Below are 17,923 nucleotides of genomic sequence, written 5' to 3' on the forward strand. Positions count from 1 at the left end.
CTCATGCGCGCCGATCACTTCCAAGCGCCCCACCAGGTGCCGTTGTGGAAGAACCAGTGACGCTCGCCGTCGATCCACTGCGTACCGGTGACCATCGCGCCCGAGGCGTTCAGGTAGTACCAGGAACCCTCAACCTCGACCCAGCCGATGAGCATAACGCCCGAGGCGTTCAGGTAGTACCAGGTGCCGCCGACCAGGGTCCAGCCGGTGGCCATCGCACCGGAGCCGGTCAGGTAGTACCACTCGTTGTTGTAGTGGACCCAACCCATGGCCATGTCGCCCGAGGCGTTCAGGTAGTACCAGGAGTCGTCAACATTGATCCAGCCGGTCTGCATGAAGCCAGTCTCGGGATCCAGGAAGTACCAGGAGCCGTCGATAACGTTCCAACCGAAGGCCTGGGCACCTGAGGAAGCAAAGTACTCCCACTCGCCCTCCTGGTTGTGCCAGCCGGTGATCATGTAGCCGTTCTCATCAAAGCGGTAGACGACGTCATCAATCTCGATGAGTTCGTTCTTGGCGTAGGTTCCATCTCCGAGGTCGAACCACCAGCCTTTACCGTCCTGCTTCCAGGAGGCAGCACCATCGTCGGCGGCCGCGCCGTCGTCAGCGGGCTGCTCCTCGGTGGCACCGTCGGTGGCGGGCTGCTCCTCGGCGGCGACCTCGGTGGGAGCGCCGGGATCGGTCAGCTCGGCCGCGTTGGCGGGAACGACAGTTCCGGCGAGAACGGCAGCGCTCACGGCGGCGATCATAAGAGTGCGAACATTAATGGGGCGCATGGGCTTTCCTTTCGTGAGGCGCACATCCTGCGTAGGCTTCGTTGGAACGAACGTGAATGGCGCCAGCTCAGTCACTAGGGTTTTGTAGTAACGCATTGCCGAGTATACATAACGGTTTCTTGATAATCAAGTGCTCGTGTCAAAGCACCTCGATAACCATAGGACAAACGGAGACGGCCAGCCCTATCCCTCACGGTTAAGCCGGGATCCTTTCCCAGCTCGACGGGGTGTTCACAACGCGCATTCACAGCCTCGCCCACACTGTCTAACCTCGCCGCCTCACTCCCCTCCAGGAGCGTGAGGGACAGAATCAGGGACTCTTGCCGTTCGTGATACACGCCATATTTCTGCACCTCACCCGATCCAGGTATGCCGCAGCGCTAAGAGCCGACACGTCGTTAATGCAACGGAGCCAAGACATCGAAACGCTCGTCACCGCACACCCCAATTCACAGGTAGGGCCGCGTCCGAGACACAGGCATCCACCGGCGAGGACGAACAACCTCGGCGAGCTCCGAAGTTTCGCAGACTCGGAAACTCGGAGACAATCGCAGTGCCTCGACGCCAAGAAAAGGTCTCGTCGGCAAGCATTCTTGCCGACGAGACCACCGATGACGCATCACCGCACACGAGCACTCAGAAGGTCACCAACCATACCCAAGCTTGTATGCAATTCCTCCGTGCCCGGCACACATACCCCGATAGTCAGAAGCCCCCGGAGACGAGAAGCTCTCAGACCCATCGTGACAGATTGCCTTGTAGCGATTGCCGGTTGCGACATCCGCCCCTCCCGATCCATTGCCTGCCGAGGCGACCGGGTACAGGCCCCACCATGCGCCCGAGTCGTAGAACCAGTGGCGCTCGCCGCCGATCCACTGAGTACCTGTCACCATGACGCCGGACGCGTTCAGGTAGTACCAGGAGCCTCCCTGGCTGAGCCAGCCGGTGACCATCGCGCCAGACTCATTGAAGTAGTACCAGGAATCACCGATCGCGTTCCAACCACTCACCATGACGCCCGAGCCGTTCAGGTAGAACCAGGTACCGCCCTGGCTGAGCCAGCCGGTCTTCATGACGCCGGAGGAGTTCAGGAAGTACCAGGAGCCTCCCTGGCTGAGCCAACCGGTGACCATCGCGCCGGACTCATTGAAGTAGTACCAGGAACCACCGATCGCACTCCATCCGCGCACCATCGCGCCCGAAGCACCGAAGTAATACCAGGTACCGCCCTGGTTCAGCCAGCCAGTCGCCATCGCACCAGAGGCACCCAGGTAGTACCAAGTGCCATCGACCGTGATCCAGCCAGTACGCATCACTCCGCTCTGCGGGTCCAGGAAGTACCAGGTTCCCGACACGTTGGCCCATCCACGCACCTGAGCACCCGAGGGCGCAAAGTACTCCCACGCTCCCCCAAGGTTGTACCATCCGGTCACCATGTATCCGCTACCGTTGAATCGGTATGTTGCCCCATCAATGTCACGCTTTTCATCACGTGCGTACGACCCATTGTCCAGGTCGTACCACCAGCCCACCGAATCCATCTTCCACGAGGGCTTCGGCGCGGGGGCCGGTTCCGGGGTGGGGGCTGGATCCGGGGTGGGGGCCGGTTCCGGGGTGGGGGCCGGATCCGGGGTGGGGGCTGGATCCGGGGTAGGTTCAGCGGTGGGATCCGCCGTCGGCTCCCCCATCGGGACCTCGGCGGCGACGCCCACAGGCTCACCGCCTTGGCTCGAGACGGCTGGGAAGGCATAAGCGGGAGCCAACGGACCAACAACAAGGGCGGCAGCACCAAGGGCCGCCATCACGCTCCTGTGCAGATTGATGGGTCGCATATCTTATTCCTCTCTGAATAGAAGACGGTGAGCGCGCACATCCCTTCAGCGGGACAGGGACGCTCTGTCGACGAATGCACATTAGTTTCGCAGCATTCCTTTACTGACTATACACAAGGTAATATGACGCACCAAATAAGACGCCATCCGCGTTTCCAGTCGCAGCGAAAAGGCATCAATGCGCACGAAAAAGCCCCGCCGATGAACGAACTCACCGGCAGGGCTTCAGAGTGTTGCGTCAGCGTTTGGCTCGACGCGATGCGACAACCGCACCGGCTCCAGCGACCAGAACCGCGACGGCTCCCACGCCCACCCACACGGAGGATGCACCGGTCGCTGCGAGGGCATCAGCGCGCGCCTGCGTCGGGGTGGAAGCATCCTGGGCTGCGGGGACGGATGCCTGCGTCGGATCAGCACTCAGGGTAATGTCGAGGCGAGCGGTCACCGCGCCCTGATCGTCGGCGGGAGTGCTCGTCTCAGGTGCAGCCGGGGTGGCATCACCGTTCGCGGGGGCGGAAGGCGTGACAGACGGGTTGCCATCACCGTTCGCGGGGGCGGAAGGCGTGACAGACGGGTTGCCATCACCGTTGGCGGGAGCTGAGGGCTCCGAAGCCGGGTCGCCACCACCGTTTGCGGGAGCGGAGGGGGCAGCAGACGAAACGGAAGGAGCGGGCGTCTGACCGGGCTCCTGGCCCACGGAGGGGTTCTCATCGCCGTTCGCGAGCGCGGGTGTCTCATCCGACGGGGCCTGCTGATCCGGCGTCGAATCTACCCCGTCACCCACGGAGAGGTTGTTGCCATCCTGCTCGACAGAGAGGGTCGTGCAACGCGTGAGGGCATCGCGATACTCGGTGGCGGTCAAGTAGCGGCCAGCGTTCTCGCCACCCTGCAGCGTGACGCCACCATCCTTTTCGGGGCGCACGGCGGTCTGGGATGCAATGGACTCCGCGACACGATCAAGCTCAGCGTCGATATCCGCGAGAGAGGTGACGGGCTTCCTTTCCTCAGCCGAGGCCAGATACTCGTCCAGAGCAGCCTGAGCGGCGTTGACAGATGCCTGCGTGTCGATCACGGCCTGCTGACGCTCAGCAGAGGGTGCGGTGTCAGCGGGTGCGGGCATCGAGGTCGCGGGCGCAGCAGATCCAGCGTTTGCGGGGAGGCTCGACACGTCAACGGGGAGGGCGACACCGGGAAGGGAACCCACCTTGTTCTGCCAGGAGTTGGCGCGCTGCGCGTCGCCGCCACCCGCGAGGCCGGAGACGTAGTTGGTGCTGTCGGCGTTGAAAGCGGCTCCGTCGAAGCCGTACGCGGACGCAGTATCGCCAGTCGTGTGGAAGCGCGACACGTTGGGCGAGCCGCCGGTGACGGCGTAGAACTTCTGAGTGCCGTAGATACGCGTAAAGTTACCGTGCTTCGCGATATGCACGCCGACGCCAACAACGTTGTTCTGGGCCAGCATGTTCTTGTCGTGGCCAGAGTAGTTCTTCCACTGATCGAAGAGCGCGTCCGCCGCCTGCATCGGATTCTTGGAGGTGCCATAGGCGCCCCACTTGTCGCCGAAGTTCTCTCGATGGTTGTAGGCGATGTTCTCACCGGCGTAGGTCGTGTCACCGCCGTCGAGCTTGCCCGAGCCGAAGTACTTGTAGTCCGGGTCGTGGTTGAAGTCATCATGGTCCGACATGTGCTTGCTCCACGCGCGAGCGTCGGTGGTCACCGTATCGGAGACAACCAGCTCGGGCAGGCCAGCGTTGGCTCGGTAGGCGTTCATCTTCTGAATGACGAGAGCCTCGATGATGCGCGCCTGGGTGGCGTCGTCGACCTGGGACCAGTCGACCCAGTCGAGGCCACGGCTCGCAGTATCCGCTGCAGACGCAGCCTCACCGGCGGACGTTGCGGGCTCAAGGGCACTCTGCTTCGCAGCCTCGAGTGCAGCCTGCGCATCGGCGAGGGCAGCTCGCAGCTCGGACTCATGGGCGGGGTCCAGGGCGGGAGTCGCAGAGTTACCCGCGGCTGCGGCGGCGTAGCTCGCCAGAAGCGGATTGTATTCAGCGGCGATACGACCTTCCACCCCCGACAGGGCGTTGCAGAACGCGTCGCTGGTCGTCGCGTTTCCCTCAGCGAGAGTGGGGATGACGACGAGGGCAGCTGCGATCGTGGTTGCAGCGAGGACCACGGACATGTGCGTACGAGTGAGCTGGAACGACATTGACTACCGGCCTCACACAATGGAACAAGAACAGGTCAATCTTTCCACGCGGTACAGTACTTTTCAAGGTTTTATCAGTAAGTCGTTACAGATGAATCCACCTATTTTCAATGCTTTCTCAGTTTGACAGGTTTTGAGCATCCCGCATGCCGATACCGAAACGTTATATTTCGGACAAAACAACTGACCAGGCTGCAACCACAAGCACAACCACTGCTCAAGCAATAAAAAAAATCGACACCCGAAACCGGATGTCGAAGTTTTCTGTGGAGCTAGGGGGATTCGAACCCCCGACCTCTTCCATGCCATGGAAGCGCGCTACCAACTGCGCCATAGCCCCGTTATTTAGTTCGTCGCCCTGGCGACCTGATAAATAATAGCGAACCTTTCGAGAATGACGCAAATCCAATCGAGTGCCCCTCGTCACAACGCTCAGTAACCATGATATTCGGCGGTCACGAGGGGCCGGAGAGCCATCACGCCCCCAAAATGTCCTCACGAGAGCCGATGTTGTGCGACGCCAAGCGCCACCCGCTGATCGCCGCGCTCTTAGAGGTCGACATCCCGACAGGCACGAGCTCCGACCAGTGGCAGTTATCGACGCCGCGCAGCCCATTGAAGACCGCCGGATCCAGGCCCAGCAGCGACACGATGCCACGTGCGATCGCGGAGCCATGCGAAACGACAATCAGAGACTGGTCCCCGCGGCACGCCCGTGCCGCTTCCAAGACGGCATCGCGAACGCGCTCACCCACAACCTCGGAGCGTTCCACCTCAGCGAGGTCACACTCCCCCTGAGCGCGATACTGCGCGTAGGCCTCGGCCTGCTCGGCGGCGATCTCCTCGTAGGTCTTACCCTCAAAGCTCCCGTAGAAGCGCTCCGTGAGCCGCTCATCGAGTGCCGGCCCCTCGCAGGGATATCCAGCGATGTCGAAGACGCGTGCGATGATCCTCGCGGTATCCACCGCGCGTCCCAGGGGCGAGCTCACGATACGCACTCCCCCGTCGTCGTAGCTGCGCCCATCTTCGGCGGCAATCATACCAACCTCGGCGCTCGGCTCGCACAGGCGGCTCACCAGCACGCCGGCGGCACCCGCAGCCTGGGACCGTCCGGCCTCGTTCAAGGGTTGATCGATACGCCCCTGAAAGCGCCGCGCCAGGTTGAAATCCGTTTGGCCGTGGCGCAGCAGAACGATCCGCGAGGCGCTCACTGCGCACTCTCCACACCGTGCGCGGCAGCACGCTCGGCGGCAGCGGCGCGGGCCTCGTCGATGTCGACGTCGATCGGCACGGCCGGGCAGTCACCCCACAGGCGCTCGAGAGCGTAGTACTCGCGCTCTTCCTCGGACAGGACGTGAACGAGCAGATCCGAGTAGTCCAGGAGCACCCACGTGCCCTCCGCACGCCCCTCGATGTGGGCGGGGCGGCGCTGCTGCTCGGCCCAGATACGATCCATGATGTCCTCGGCGATGGCGCGCACCTGACGGTCCGTCGGCGCCGAAACAACCACGAATGCGTCAGCCAGGGCGAGCTTGCTGGTCACGTCAACAAGCACCGGGTTGATGCCGCCGCGGTCGTGCGCGGTGCGAGCAACCAGGCTCGCCAGTTCTGCGGTAGCGTCGGGAAGGCTCACGTTTCTCCTTGGGTTATGACCGGTACAGGCCGTATTTGTTGATGTATTGGACGACGCCGTCGGGCACCAGATACCACACCGGCTTCCCCTCTTCGACGCGCGTACGGCAGTCCGTCGAGGAGATCGCCATGGCGGGGACCTCCAGCAGCGACACGGACTCGTGCGGCAATCCAGGATCCGACAGGTTGTGCCCGGGGCGCGTCACGCCGATAAAGTGCGCCTGCTCAAAGAGCTTATCGGCGTCCTTCCACTGCGCGATCTGTGCCAGCGCGTCGGCACCCGTGATGAAGTAGAAATCCGAGTCCGGGTATTCGCGCGATAGGTCCGCCAGCGTATCGATCGTGTAGGTCGTCCCACCGCGGTCAATATCCACGCGAGACACGGCAAAACGAGGGTTCGAGGCGGTTGCGACGACCGTCATCAGGTAGCGGTGCTCCGCCGAGGTCACGCGTCGATCCGCCTTGAAGGGCTGCATGGCCGCGGGGACGAAGACGACCTGGTCGAGGCCGTAGACGTCCATGACCTCCGAGGCCGCGACGAGGTGGCCGTGGTGGATCGGATCGAATGTGCCGCCCATGATGCCGATCGCGCGGCGCCGACGCAGCGCGCGCGGGGGATGCTGGGGCGAGGCCGGGGCCGCGGTCGCCCCCGCCGTGGCCTCGGTGGTCTTTTCGATCGCGGACTCGTCGGAGGCCTGCAGCGCGTGGTTATCCTGCGTGCTCACGGGCGGATCGTTCCTTCTCCCTCGTAGATCCACGTGGTCGTCGTCAGTTCCGCGAGGCCCATCGGGCCGCGCGCGTGCAGCTTCTGCGTCGAGATACCCACTTCGGCACCCAGGCCCAGCTGACCACCGTCCGTGAAACGCGTCGAAGCATTCACGGCAATAGCAGCGGCATCGATGCCCGATCGGAACGCGCGCACGACGGCCACATCGGATGCCACGATACCCTCCGTATGCCCCGAGGAATAGCGGCGAATATGCTCAATCGCCTCGTCAACGTCGGCGACGACGCGCACAGCCAGGTCCATCGAGAGGTACTCGGTCTCCCAGTCGGCCTCGGTCGCGTCGACGATCATCTCAGCATCGATCGAAGGCTGGCCATCGACGACGGTCCGTGTAGCCTCGTCCGCGTGGATCGTCACGCCCGCCGTCGTCAGACGGGTGACGGCGGCGACGAGGAAACGCTCGGCGACATCGGCGTGCACGAGCAGAGTCTCCGCCGCGTTGCAGACGCCCACGCGCTGCGTCTTCGCGTTCATGATGATGGCCTCAGCGGCCTCCAGGTCGGCAGAGGCATCCACGTACACGTGACAGTTGCCCGTGCCCGTCTCAATAACCGGAACCCGCGACTCTTCGACGACGGCATTGATCAGCCCCGCTCCCCCTCGCGGAATGAGCGCATCGATCGCTCCACGCGCGCGCATCATTGCTCGGGCACCCGCGCGGCCCCACGGATCCACCGTGGTGATCGCATCGGCGGGCAGGCCCACGGAGGTCAGCGCATCGCGGCACACCTCGATGAGGACGCGATTCGAGGACTGCGCGGCGCTTCCACCGCGCAGTACGACCGCGTTGCCGGCCTTCAGAGCAAGCGAGGCAGCGTCGATCGTCACGTTGGGGCGGGCCTCGTAGATGATGCCGATAACGCCCAGGGGGACGCGCTCCTGCGTCACTCGCAGGCCAATATCGGTGCGCATTCCACGCACGACCTGACCGATCGGGTCAGGCAGACCCGCGATCTCGCGGACGGCCTCGGCGATTCCACGAATACGATCGGGGGTCAGAGCGAGGCGATCCAGCAGGCCCTCGCTCATCTGCTCCGCACGTCCGCGGGCGACATCTTCAGCATTAGCGGCCAGGATCTGGTCACTGCGATCAATGAGCGCAGCCGCAATCGCCTCGAGACCGCGGTTTTTTACCTGGGTCGTCGCGTTCGCGAGCACTCGCGCCGCAGCGCGAGCAGCATCCGTCACCTGGGAAATATCTGCAGCAGTATCCACCGGGCCATCATGGCACACGAGAGCCTGTCAAGCCGCGTCAGTCAGCGCTCAGCGCAGAAAATGCGTCGCCCAACACCGCCAGGTCATCGCGGTGGATGGCCGGCCTGGGGTGCTCATGACCCGCGGCTTGCAGTTCCGCGGTGCCCGATCCGGCGATCTCGGCCAGCGTGTCGGAGTCGTATCCCGACACACCGCGGGCGACCAGTCCCGTCGGGGAAGCCACGTCGACGACGTCACCGGCCTCGAAGTGGCCGAGCACGGAACGTACGCCTGCGACCAGCAGAGACTTCTTGCCGACCGTGATCGCCTGGGCTGCGCCCTCGTCGACGATGATTTCGCCGCGCGACGGGGCCACATGGGCGATCCACAGGCGCCGCGAGGCCGGACGCTCCCGCGACGGCTCGAACCACGTACCAACGTTCTTGCCCGCAAGCACCGACTCCAGAGCATCCGCGGATGCCAGCTGCACGCCAATGCCGCTGGTGGTCGCCAGCATGGCGGCCTGCACCTTCGTCGCCATGCCGCCCGTGCCCACGCGAGAGCCAGCGCCGGTCACGAGCACGCTCATGAGGTCGTCCGCGCTCTCGACCCGTTCGATCAGCTTCGAGCCCGGGTGGTCCGGAGGAGCGGTGTAGAGGCCGTCCACGTCAGTCAGCAGCACGAGGGCGTCGGCCTTGATCATCTGGGCGATGAGCGCGGCAAGGCGATCATTGTCGCCGAAACGCAGCTCGCGGGTGGTCACCGCGTCGTTCTCGTTGAGAATCGGGACAACGCCGAGGCCGAGGAGTCGCGTCAGCGAGGCGCGCACGTTCGTATAGTGATCGCGGCGCATAACGTCGTCCGTGGTCAGCAGCACCTGGGCGGCATCGAGGTGATGCGCCTGGAAGGCGGCCGTCCACCGCGCCATCAGAAGCCCCTGGCCCATCGCGGCAGCGGCCTGCACGCTCGGCAGGTCCTTCGGTTTCGAGGTGAAGCCAAGCGGATCAAGGCCCGCCGCGACCGCGCCCGACGACACGATGACGACCTCGCGGTCCGCCCCGCGCCAGCGCGCCACAAGGCGCGCGACCGAGTCAATACGATTCAGATCCAGGCCGCCGTCCTCGCGAGAGAGCGACGACGAGCCGATCTTGACGACGATGCGAGAAGCTGCGGACACTCCGCTCATGACTGATCCGACGCATCGGTCCAGTGTCCGGCCTGGCGCTCCGTCCACAGCTCGTCGCGGGCAGCGGTCTTGGCATCCATGACCTGGTGATACACCTCGCGACGTTCCTTACGGCTCGGACGCGCGTTCTGATCCAGGCGCAGGTCGGTACCTCGCGAACCCAGCAGCTCCGGTCCGGTCGTCAGGGTCGGCTCCCAGTCGAAGACGACGCCTCCGTCCAGGTCGCCGATCACGACGGTGTCGCCGGCGACCGCGCCAGCCTTCATCAGCTCGTCCTCAACACCCGCGGCGTTCAGGCGATCCGCCAGGTAGCCCACGGCCTCGTCGTTAGCGAAGTCGGTCTGACGCACCCAGCGCTCCGGCTTGTCGCCGCGCACCTGGAAGACTTCCTCGCCGTCCTTACGGGTCTTGCGCACCGTGATCTCCACGCTGCGCCCGACCGCCTTCGGACGGATAACGGGACGGGCGGCCTCGAGGGCGGGACGCTTCACGCGCTCCGCCTCGACGATGCCGGCCAGAGCAAAAGACAGCTCCTTGAGGCCCTCGTGGGACACGGCGGACACCTCAAGGACGGGCCAGCCGAAAGACTCCAGGTCCGGGCGCGTGATCTCGGCAAGATCACGACCGTCCGGGATGTCGATCTTGTTCAAAACGATGACGCGGGGACGCTCCATAATCGGCACGTAGCCCTCGACCTGCGTCAGGTCGCCCTGGTAGGCCTCCAGCTCCGCCTCGATGATGCGCAGGTCCTCAACCGGCTCGCGATCGGTCTCGAAGGCGGCGGTGTCAAGCACGTGCACGATAACCGCGCAACGCTCGATGTGGCGCAGGAAGTCGAGGCCGAGGCCTCGTCCCTGGGAGGCACCGGGGATCAGGCCGGGAACGTCGGCCACCGTGTAGCGCGTATCGCCAGCCGACACGACGCCCAGGTTCGGGACCAGCGTCGTAAAGGGGTAATCGGCGATCTTCGGGCGCGCCGAGCTCAGGGCCGCAATCAGCGAGGACTTACCCGCCGACGGGAAGCCAACGAGAGCCACGTCCGCGACGGACTTCAACTCAAGGATGACGTCGCGCTCCTCGCCGGGCTCGCCCAGCAGGGCGAAGCCGGGGGCCTTACGGGCCTTCGACGCCAGCGCAGCGTTGCCCAGGCCACCGCGACCACCTTCGGCGACCACGTAACGGGCGCCCGCACCCGTTAGGTCAGCGAGCAGCTCACCCGACATCGACTTGACGACAGTTCCCTCGGGAACCGGCAGGATGATGTCCGCGCCGGTCTTACCCTGACGGAAGTCACCCATGCCGGGCGTGCCATTATCCGCACGACGATGCGGGCTGCGGTGGTAGTTCAGAAGCGTGGTCTCCTGCTCACTCACCTCCAGGATGACCGAGCCGCCATTGCCTCCGTCTCCGCCGTCAGGGCCGGCCAGCGGCTTGAACTTTTCACGCTTAATCGAGGCAACGCCGTTACCGCCGTTACCACCCATCGCATGCAGAGTCACGCGATCCACGAAGTCTGCCACTGTTGCTCCTGACGACTGAAAATGAATGTTCAAAAGGGCGCCCGGCAACGCCGGACGCCCTTTATGCGCGCGGTCTCAGGCAGAGACCGGCGAAACGCTGACAACCTTGCGATCGCGCTTGCGGCCGAACTCAACCGCACCGGCGCGCAGGGCGAACAGGGTGTCATCCTTGCCACGGCCAACGCCGTCGCCCGGGTGGAAGTGGGTGCCGCGCTGACGAACGAGGATCTCACCAGCGTTGACCAGCTGGCCGCCGTAGCGCTTCACGCCGAGGCGCTGCGCGTTCGAGTCGCGACCGTTACGGGAGGAACCAAGGCCCTTCTTATGTGCCATCAGTTGCTACTTTCTGCTCGTGGGAACGTCGGGTTCAGGCGATCTCAGTGATCTTGACGACCGACATCTTCTGACGGTGTCCCTGGCGCTTGCGGTAGCCCGACTTGTTCTTGTACTTAATGATGGAAATCTTGGGGCCCTTGGCCGAGTCAACAACCTCAGCCTTGACGGAAACCTTGCCCAGCTTGGCTGCGTCAACGGTGATGGCGTCGCCATCCACCAGCATCAGCGGCTGGAGCTCAATGCTCGAACCGATTTCTTCTGCCAGCTTGTCGACGACGACGACGTCACCGACGGACACCTTTTCCTGCCGGCCGCCAGCCTTGACGATCGCGTAGACCACGTTGGAGCTCATCTCTTCTCGTATTCGTAACCGGAATCGCGCCTCGAAACTGCCGAGGACTTGTCTCATTGTCATGATTCCGTTGGCGCTTGTTGCGCCGACGATCAAATTTAGCCGATTCGCACGCCGGATTGCAAGCCGGCACGGTCACGGGCAGGTGTGAAGTGCTGTGCGATTCCACACCCTACGCTCGGGGGAGGGATGATCGCCCCTCCCCCGGCGCCTGGACCATTACCCGGCGTCAACGATGCCGGTCGATGCGGCGCGACGACGGCGCTTGACGCGCGGCTGATCGCTCGCCTCGGGAAGCGCAATGTCATCGGTCGACTTGGTCGGCACCGCCGGGACGCTCACCTCGGCACGCGCGGGCAGGTCGATGACGACGGGGGTGGGAGCCGCGTCGGGCTCGACAATGCCGGTCGAGACGGCGACGCGACGCCTACGAGTCTTGCGCGGCGCGGCGGCCTCCTGGAAGGAAGTTTCCTCCGCGACCGACGCGCTCACCGGCGCGGTGGCTGGAGTCTCGTCCGTCTGCACCTCGGGAACAGCCGTCTGCGCGGTGACGCGGCGACGGGTCTTCTTCGGCGCGGGCGCCTCGGCCGGTTCTTCGGACGAGGCCGTGGCAGCCTTGCGGGATGCGCGGCGGCGGGTGGCCGGAGCCTTCTCGCGATGCTCGGGCAGCTGAATCTCGGAGGCATCCTTGGTGGGGGCCGCAGGCTCGTCCGAGTGATCGACCGGCTCGGGCAGGTCGATGCGCACGGGCAGTTCGGGCAGCGGAGCGGACTCGGCGACGCGGCGGCGACGACGAGGACGCTTGGTCGCGCTTTCCTCGGCCTTCTCGGCGGCGGGCTTGGACGCGGATTCCTCAGCGGGAGCCTCGGGCGCTGCAACCTGCTCGAGGGAAGAAGCCTCGGGTTCCTTGACCTCGGTCGAAACGGCGCGCGTGCGGCGCTTCTTGGTGGGCGCCGGCTCCGCGGCCGCGCTTTCCTCTTCCTTACGGGTCGAGGCAGCGGCGATCGCGCTCAGAGCCTCCTTGGCGCGCTCATGATCGGCATTGTCCTCGATACGGCGAGGCTCAGCCTTCTTCTGTTGCTTCTTCGAACCCTTCGAGCCCTTCGAAGGCTGTTCGGCCCCGGAGGTTTCCACAGGGTGCTGGTGAACGATGAAGCCGCGGCCCTCGCAGGCCTCGCACGAGGAGGAGAAAGCCTCGACGAGGCCCTCACCCACGCGCTTACGGGTCATCTGCACGAGGCCCAGGGACGTAATCTCGGTGACCTGGTGGCGCGTACGGTCGCGTCCCAGGCACTCCACCAGGCGACGCAGCACGAGGTCACGGTTGGATTCGAGGACCATGTCCACGAAGTCGATGATGACGATGCCACCGATGTCGCGCAGGCGCAGCTGGCGCACGATCTCTTCGGCGGCCTCGAGGTTGTTACGGGTCACCGTCTCCTCGAGCGTGCCGCCGGCACCGATGAACTTGCCGGTGTTGACGTCAATGACGGTCATCGCCTCGGTGCGGTCGATGATCAGGGTGCCGCCCGAGGGCAGCCACACCTTACGGTCCATGCCCTTCGCGAGCTGTTCGTCGATGCGATGCGCGCGGAAGACGTCCTCCGTGCCCACCCACTGCTCGACGCGATCGGAGAGCTCAGGGCTGAGCTCGTCGACGTATTCCTTGACGGTCGCATAGGTGTCACGGCCCTCGATCACGAGCTTCGAGAAGTCCTCATTGAAGATGTCGCGCACGACGCGCACGGCCAGCTCAGGCTCCCCGCGCAGCAGCGTCGGGGCGCTCTTCGTGTTGGTGCGCTTCTTCTCGATATCCTCCCACTGACGGGTCAGGCGAGCGACATCGTCGCGAATCTGCTCCTCCGTCGCGCCTTCCGCGGCGGTACGCACGATGACGCCCGAGCCGGAGGGCACGACAGCCTTGAGGATCTTCTTCAGGCGAGCGCGTTCCTTGTCCGGCAGCTTACGGGAGATGCCCATCATGGACCCGCCGGGGATGAGGACCAGGTAGCGGCCGGCCAGCGTGATCTGGGAGGTCAGGCGGGCACCCTTATGGCCGATCGGGTCCTTCGTCACCTGAACGAGGACCGGATCGCCAGACTTCAGCGCCGCCTCGATACGACGGGGCTTGCCCTCCATGCCGACGGCGTCCCAATTGACCTCGCCGGCGTACAGGACGGCGTTGCGTCCGCGGCCGACGTCGACGAATGCCGCTTCCATCGAGGGAAGCACGTTCTGGACGCGGCCCAGGTAGATGTTGCCGACCATCGAGGACTGCGTGCGACGCGCGACGTAGTGCTCGACGAGCAGGCCGTCTTCGAGAATGGCGATCTGATCGAGGCCGTCTTGGTCGCGGATGACCATCGTGCGCTCGACCGACTCACGGCGCGCGAGGAACTCGGATTCGGAGATGGAGTGGCGACGGCGGCCTTCGCGGCGGCCTTCGCGGCGACGCATCTTCTTCGCCTCCAGGCGCGTGGACCCCTTGAGGGCCTGGACCTGGTCCGCGGGATCGCCACCTTCCTCGGAGGAGGCGGAGCTGCGCGCGCGGCGGCGACGACGGCGACGACCGGAGGTTTCCTCCTCGTCCGAGGAGTCGGAGTCCTGCGCGGGTGCGTCGGCCTTGTCGGCGTCTTCCTGGGCGGGGGCCGAGGCCTCGTCCGCCTTCTTGGAGCGACGGCGCCGACGGGTCTTCGGCTCGGCGGACGCCTCCTCAGACTCAGACTCGGAGGCGGGAGCCTCGGGGGCTTCGACGGCATCGGCTTCATCAGCTGATTTCTTCGAGCGACGGCGGCTCTTCGGGGCGACCTCTTCGCGAGGAGCAGACTCCTCGTCGGCGACAGCGGACTTGCGGCGACGCTTAGGCTCCGGCTCCTCGACAATCGCGGGAGGAGCGACCTCGGGGGCAGCCTGGAACACGGGCGCCTGGAACAGCAACGACGCGGCGGGTGCCACGGGCGTGGTGGATTCGGTTGTCACGATTCTCCAATGGCGGGTGCGCGCCCCGTGCCTGGACGCACCCTTTTTCATCGCCCGCGTGGGGCGGAAACCTAGTGGAGCGCTGATGCGCAGCGGCCGGCGGCATATGAATACGTCATCGCTCGGCTCTCGTCGCGGGGGCACTCCCGCGACATCCATTCACGTCTATTGTCGCACAACAGAGCCTCGTACCGACGATGTGGTGATCAGGACAACGCAACACGGAGCGATATCTCACGGAAGAACCCGTAAAAATTATTCGGACGCGTATGTCACAAAACGGCCTCTGAACCAGCATTTCAACCAATCCAACCGACGATTTTGGGCTACATTAATGACAACCCGTGACATAGGTCCCATGGATCTCGGACACGGGATAGTCGACCCCAATCCCAACACGAGAAGGTCCCATCATGACCCTCGCGCAGACAGCGCTTGACGCGGTCACCGTCGGACGATGGCAGTTCGGTGTTACCACCGTCTACCACTTCGTCCTCGTGCCGCTGACGATCGGCCTGTCCCTGCTGGTTGCCATCATGCAGACCGCGTGGCACCGCACCGGCAAGGAATACTGGCTGCAAGCAACTCGCTTCTTTGGCAAGCTCCTCCTCATCAACTTCGCGCTCGGTGTCGCCACCGGTATCGTGCAGGAGTTCCAGTTCGGCATGAACTGGTCCGAATACTCCCGCTTCGTCGGCGACATCTTCGGCGCTCCCCTGGCCGTCGAGGCCCTCCTCGCCTTCTTCCTCGAGTCCACTTTCCTGGGCCTGTGGATCTTCGGCTGGGGCCGCCTCTCCAAGGGCATGCACCTGCTGACGATCTGGTGCGTCGCCCTGGGCACCATGTTCTCGGCGGCCTGGATTCTCGCGGCGAACGCGTGGATGCAGCACCCCGTGGGCGCCCGCTTCAACCCCGAGACCGGCCGCGCCGAGCTCGACGGCGTGAGCGGCTTCATGGAGCTCATCACCTCCGGCGTCTACCTGAGCGAATACGCACACGTCATCACCTCCGCCTGGCTGGTCGCCGGCTCCTTTGTTGCCGGCATCTCCATCTGGTGGATGGTGCGCACCGCCCGCGAGGGCTCCGACGAGGCCATGGCTCAGTCGCGTGACGTCTGGCGCCCGATCGCCCGCTTCGGCCTGACCGCCGTCCTCATCGGCGGCCTCGGCACCGCTGCCTCCGGCCACATCCAGGGCCAGGAGATGGTTGAGGTCCAGCCCATGAAGATGGCTGCCGCCGAAGGTATCTGTGTGGACACCGACGGCGCGGCATTCACGATCGCCCAGTTCGGCTCCTGCCCCCTCGGCGATAACGGCGCGCAGCCGACCCAGTTCATCAAGGTCCCCGGCGTCGCGTCCTTCATGTCGCACAACTCCTTCACCGCCACCTCCGAGGGCGTCGCCGACGTCCAGGAGCGCATGGTGGAGCTGCTCAACTCCGATGCGAACTTCACCGCCAAGTACGGTGACGCCTCGCAGTACGACTTCCGTCCTCCGCAGATGGTCGCCTTCTGGTCGTTCCGCTTCATGATCGGTCTGGGCATGCTGGCCTTCCTGCTGGCGGCATGGGGCCTGTGGGCCACCCGCGGCGGACGCACCTCGTCCAACAAGTGGCTGAGCGTCCTCGCCCTGGTCAACCTCCCCCTGCCGTTCGCAGCCGCTTCCTTCGGCTGGATCTTCACCGAGATGGGGCGTCAGCCGTGGGTTGTCGTCCCGAACCTGCAGGCGCTGTCTGCGGGCTCCGACCTGGGTTCCGTCAACATGATGACCGACATGGGTATCTCCCCCAACGTTCCGGCTGGCCAGATGCTCACCTCGCTCATCCTGTTCACCCTGCTATACGGCGTCCTCGGCGTCATGTGGTACATCCTCATGAAGCGCTACGCCGTCGAGGGCATCCACTCGTCGAAGGCCGACAAGGTTGAAGACGATGCTCCCGCCGACCTGTCCTTCGGATACTGAGAGGAACACCGATCATGACTCTGTCTATCCTGTGGTTCGTTCTCATCGCCGTTCTGTGGACGGTCTACCTGATCCTCGAGGGCTTCGACTTCGGCGTCGGCATGCTCCTCCCCTTCGTCGCCAAGGGCGACCGTGAGCGCACCCAGACCGTGCGCACGATCGGCCCCCACTGGGACGGCAACGAGGTGTGGCTGCTCACCGCTGGTGGCGCAACCTTCGCCGCGTTCCCCGAGTGGTACGCGACCATGTTCTCGGGCATGTACCTCGCCCTGTTCCTGATCCTCGTCTGCCTGATCATCCGCGTCATGGCTCTCGAGTGGCGCTCCAAGGTCGCCACCGAGAAGTGGCGTCACGCCTGGGACTGGGCGCACACGATCAGCGCGTGGCTCGTCCCGATCCTGCTGGGCGTCGCTTTCGCGAACTTCGTCCAGGGTATGCGCATCGAGGTTGTTGACGTGGCCACCGGCACCATCATCGACCCGACGCTGGTCAACCAGTCGCTGGCAACCGCGACGCACCAGCTAACCGGCGGTTTCTTCTCGCTGCTCACGCCCTACACCATCCTGGGCGGTCTGGCCGTTATGGCCGTGTGCCTGGCTCATGGCGCGCAGTTCCTGGCGCTGAAGACGACGGGCGAGGTCCGCGACCGCGCCAACGCGATTGCCGCCCCCGCGACGATCGCCGCGACCGTCCTGGCCGCCGCCTGGCTGGTCTGGGGTCAGTTCGCCTACACGACGAACGTTCTGGCGTGGATCCCGCTCGTGGTTGCTGCGCTCGCGATCATCGCATCGACGGCTCTGTCGCAGGCGTCGCTGCGTCGTGAGGGCTGGTCCTTCGTGGCCTCCTCGGTCGCCATCGCCGGCGCTGTCGCGTGGGTGTTCGCTTCGATGGCTCCGGCCGTCCAGAAGTCCTCGATCAACCCGGCGTACTCGCTGACGATTGATCAGGCTTCCTCGACCCCGTCGACGCTGACTGTCATGACCATCGTGACCGTCTGCCTGCTGCCGATCGTCCTGGTTTACGTCTTCTGGTCCTACTGGATGTTCCGCGCTCGCGTGGGCGCCGAGGACGTAGAGACGCAGACGGGTCTGCTGCTCAAGAAGATCCGCGTGGGCGAGAACTTCTTCGCCAACTGATCCTCGCATCACGACGCGCCCGGCCC

Annotated in this window: 14 protein-coding genes and 1 tRNA gene; 2 read left to right on the forward strand and 13 right to left on the reverse strand. The window is 64.7% G+C overall.

What is annotated here, in order from left to right:
* Nucleotides 1-14: 14 nt before the first annotated feature.
* The 13 genes from ACTODO_RS06925 to ACTODO_RS06985 form a co-directional block, all read right to left on the reverse strand.
* On the reverse strand, nt 15-776 hold the full coding sequence (locus tag ACTODO_RS06925; protein WP_244262536.1) for a cell wall-binding repeat-containing protein: 762 nt from the start codon (nt 774-776) through the stop codon (nt 15-17).
* 644 nt (nt 777-1,420) lie between these two features.
* A complete protein-coding gene (locus ACTODO_RS06930) occupies nt 1,421-2,608 on the reverse strand; it encodes a cell wall-binding repeat-containing protein (protein ID WP_034512261.1) in 1,188 nt (395 codons plus the stop codon).
* Nucleotides 2,609-2,846: 238 nt separating this feature from the next.
* Complete coding sequence (locus ACTODO_RS06935) at nt 2,847-4,814, reverse strand: CAP domain-containing protein (protein WP_003792629.1); 1,968 nt, start codon at nt 4,812-4,814, stop codon at nt 2,847-2,849.
* Nucleotides 4,815-5,081: 267 nt separating this feature from the next.
* A tRNA-Ala gene (locus ACTODO_RS06940) sits at nt 5,082-5,154 on the reverse strand.
* A 136-nt stretch (nt 5,155-5,290) separates the two neighbouring features.
* Complete coding sequence (locus ACTODO_RS06945; protein ID WP_003792630.1) at nt 5,291-6,025, reverse strand: histidine phosphatase family protein; 735 nt, start codon at nt 6,023-6,025, stop codon at nt 5,291-5,293.
* Complete coding sequence (gene rsfS / locus ACTODO_RS06950; protein WP_003792631.1) at nt 6,022-6,447, reverse strand: ribosome silencing factor; 426 nt, start codon at nt 6,445-6,447, stop codon at nt 6,022-6,024. The genes ACTODO_RS06945 and rsfS overlap by 4 nt, the downstream gene beginning before the upstream one ends.
* A gap of 13 nt (nt 6,448-6,460) precedes the next feature.
* A complete protein-coding gene (gene nadD, locus ACTODO_RS06955; protein WP_003792632.1) occupies nt 6,461-7,171 on the reverse strand; it encodes a nicotinate-nucleotide adenylyltransferase in 711 nt (236 codons plus the stop codon).
* Entirely contained in the window at nt 7,168-8,448 is a 1,281-nt protein-coding gene (locus ACTODO_RS06960; protein ID WP_034512265.1) for a glutamate-5-semialdehyde dehydrogenase, read from the reverse strand. Before ACTODO_RS06960 ends, nadD begins: the two co-directional genes overlap by 4 nt.
* A 37-nt stretch (nt 8,449-8,485) precedes the next feature.
* Nucleotides 8,486-9,613, reverse strand: a complete 1,128-nt coding sequence (gene proB / locus ACTODO_RS06965) for a glutamate 5-kinase (protein WP_003792634.1) — start codon at nt 9,611-9,613, stop codon at nt 8,486-8,488.
* A complete protein-coding gene (gene obgE / locus ACTODO_RS06970) occupies nt 9,610-11,133 on the reverse strand; it encodes a GTPase ObgE (RefSeq protein ID WP_034512268.1) in 1,524 nt (507 codons plus the stop codon). The genes proB and obgE overlap by 4 nt, the downstream gene beginning before the upstream one ends.
* A 75-nt stretch (nt 11,134-11,208) precedes the next feature.
* Entirely contained in the window at nt 11,209-11,466 is a 258-nt protein-coding gene (gene rpmA, locus ACTODO_RS06975) for a 50S ribosomal protein L27 (RefSeq protein ID WP_003792637.1), read from the reverse strand.
* Nucleotides 11,467-11,500: 34 nt separating this feature from the next.
* A complete protein-coding gene (gene rplU, locus ACTODO_RS06980) occupies nt 11,501-11,821 on the reverse strand; it encodes a 50S ribosomal protein L21 (protein ID WP_003796298.1) in 321 nt (106 codons plus the stop codon).
* A gap of 219 nt (nt 11,822-12,040) precedes the next feature.
* Nucleotides 12,041-14,851, reverse strand: a complete 2,811-nt coding sequence (locus ACTODO_RS06985; RefSeq protein ID WP_003792639.1) for an Rne/Rng family ribonuclease — start codon at nt 14,849-14,851, stop codon at nt 12,041-12,043.
* 362 nt (nt 14,852-15,213) lie between these two features.
* Between ACTODO_RS06985 and ACTODO_RS06990 the strand changes: the two genes are divergently transcribed.
* Together ACTODO_RS06990 and cydB are read left to right on the forward strand one after the other, a co-directional pair.
* Nucleotides 15,214-16,761: a cytochrome ubiquinol oxidase subunit I gene (locus ACTODO_RS06990; protein WP_003792640.1), complete on the forward strand. Its 1,548-nt coding sequence runs from the start codon at nt 15,214-15,216 to the stop codon at nt 16,759-16,761.
* Nucleotides 16,762-16,775: 14 nt separating this feature from the next.
* Complete coding sequence (gene cydB, locus ACTODO_RS06995) at nt 16,776-17,897, forward strand: cytochrome d ubiquinol oxidase subunit II (protein ID WP_003792641.1); 1,122 nt, start codon at nt 16,776-16,778, stop codon at nt 17,895-17,897.
* The last annotated feature ends 26 nt before the right edge of the window (nt 17,898-17,923 follow it).

Origin of the sequence: Schaalia dentiphila ATCC 17982, assembly GCF_000154225.1 — a bacterium.
Taxonomy (GTDB): domain Bacteria; phylum Actinomycetota; class Actinomycetes; order Actinomycetales; family Actinomycetaceae; genus Pauljensenia; species Pauljensenia dentiphila.

Bases quoted from the DNA above. Each gene is read 5' to 3' on its own strand.
- ACTODO_RS06925 (WP_244262536.1), bottom strand. From the start codon at position 776: ATGCGCCCCATTAATGTTCGCACTCTTATGATCGCCGCCGTGAGCGCT.
- ACTODO_RS06930 (WP_034512261.1), bottom strand. From the start codon at position 2,608: ATGCGACCCATCAATCTGCACAGGAGCGTGATGGCGGCCCTTGGTGCT.
- ACTODO_RS06935 (WP_003792629.1), bottom strand. From the start codon at position 4,814: ATGTCGTTCCAGCTCACTCGTACGCACATGTCCGTGGTCCTCGCTGCA.
- proB (WP_003792634.1), bottom strand. From the start codon at position 9,613: ATGAGCGGAGTGTCCGCAGCTTCTCGCATCGTCGTCAAGATCGGCTCG.
- rpmA (WP_003792637.1), bottom strand. From the start codon at position 11,466: ATGGCACATAAGAAGGGCCTTGGTTCCTCCCGTAACGGTCGCGACTCG.
- rplU (WP_003796298.1), bottom strand. From the start codon at position 11,821: ATGAGCTCCAACGTGGTCTACGCGATCGTCAAGGCTGGCGGCCGGCAG.
- ACTODO_RS06985 (WP_003792639.1), bottom strand. From the start codon at position 14,851: ATGAAAAAGGGTGCGTCCAGGCACGGGGCGCGCACCCGCCATTGGAGA.
- ACTODO_RS06990 (WP_003792640.1), top strand. From the start codon at position 15,214: ATGACCCTCGCGCAGACAGCGCTTGACGCGGTCACCGTCGGACGATGG.
- cydB (WP_003792641.1), top strand. From the start codon at position 16,776: ATGACTCTGTCTATCCTGTGGTTCGTTCTCATCGCCGTTCTGTGGACG.